Annotated in this window: 1 protein-coding gene and 1 pseudogene; one reads left to right on the top strand and one right to left on the bottom strand. The window is 79.1% G+C overall.

Annotated features, from left to right (window positions below; genetic code table 11):
* Positions 1-302: pseudogene (locus tag NWP10_RS11960) on the bottom strand (hypothetical protein); the annotation flags it as partial.
* A 71-nt stretch (positions 303-373) separates the two neighbouring features.
* On the opposite strand from NWP10_RS11960, the gene NWP10_RS11955 reads away from it, so the two are divergent.
* Positions 374-1,338, top strand: a 965-nt coding sequence (locus NWP10_RS11955; RefSeq protein WP_258301049.1) for a bile acid:sodium symporter, incomplete at its 3' end; no start/stop codon positions are given.

The raw sequence follows: 1,338 nt of genomic DNA, 5'->3' as shown, positions 1-1,338 counted from the left end.
CGTAGGACGGGCGGCAGCGCCAGAGGTGTAGAAGAGACAGGCCCCCCGCCGAGCACGTCCAGGCCGTCGCCCGCCACGGACCAGCGGGCCTCGGCCGGGTCCGGCAGGGCGGAGTCCAGCCAGAAGGAGGCCGCCCCGCGCTGCACGGCGTGGGCGTAGACGGCGGCCACCGCGGTGGCGGCCGTGTGCCCGGCCGCCGCGAGGGCGGCGGCGTCGAGCGCCCGCACGGCGACGTGCAGCGGGGTGGGGGCGTCCTCGGGAGGGAGGGGGACGTCCTCGGGCGGGGCGGGCGCGGCGGGCATGGGGACCAGAGTAGGGCGCGCGGTGCGCGAGCGCGTCCGGGCCCCGATCACCGGCTCCGTACGCTGGGCGCATGGAGAGCGCGCAGTCCCGCCGTGCGGCGATGGTGGCCTGGATGGAGCGGCACCAGGCGGCGCTGTACGCGGCCGGGATCGCCGCGGGCGCCGTCGTCGGGTGGGCCGTCCCGGGGGCCGGGCGGCTGGCGGTGCTCGTGGAGCCGGTCCTGGGGCTGCTCCTGCTGGCCACGTTCCTCGCGGTGCCGTTCGCGGCCCTCGGCGCCGCCCTGCGCGACGTGCGCTTCCTCGCCGCGCTGCTGGTCCTGAACTTCGCCGTGGTTCCGGCCGTGGTGTTCGGGCTCAGCCGGTTCGCGGCCCACGACGACGCCCTGCTCGTGGGCGTGCTGCTCGTGCTGCTGGCCCCCTGCGTGGACTACGTCATCGCCTTCACCGGACTGGCGGGCGGGGCGGCGGAGCGGCTGCTCGCCGCGGCCCCGCTGCTGATGCTCCTCCAGCTGCTCCTGCTGCCCGTGCTGCTGCGCGCGTTCGCCGGCCCGGCGGCCGTCGCCGCGGTGGACGTCGGCCCGTTCGTCCGCGCCCTCGTGCTGCTGATCCTCCTGCCGCTGGCGCTCGCGGCCCTCGTCCAGGGCGAGGCGCGGCGGGGCGCGCCCGGCCCCCACGAGGCGCACGTCCTCGTGCTCGGCCACAGGCGGGAACCCGCCGGCGGCCTCGTACAGGGACCACGGCAGGCCCAGATTCGCGCCGTGCACGTGCGGGTGGCCCTCCTCGTGCCGGTAGTCCCGCACCCAGGCGCTCCGCAGCGCCCCCTCGCGGACGTCCACGGTGCCGAGCACGAGCGCCCCGTCCGGCCCGGCGGCCGTGGTCTGGGCCAGGAGCCAGTCCGCGGGCACGCGGCTGTCCGCGTCGGTGGAGGCGAGCCAGAGCCGCTGCGCCGGCACGTCCGGGAACAGCGCGCGGGCGCGGCGGGGGGGCCCCGGGGGGGGCGGGGGGGCGCGCCGGTGCGCACCCGCCGGTCCAACGC

Source organism: Micrococcus sp. HG099 (assembly GCF_024723355.1).
Taxonomy (GTDB): Bacteria; Actinomycetota; Actinomycetes; order Actinomycetales; family Micrococcaceae; genus Micrococcus; species Micrococcus endophyticus.
This window is presented reverse-complemented; position numbering and strand designations above follow the sequence as displayed.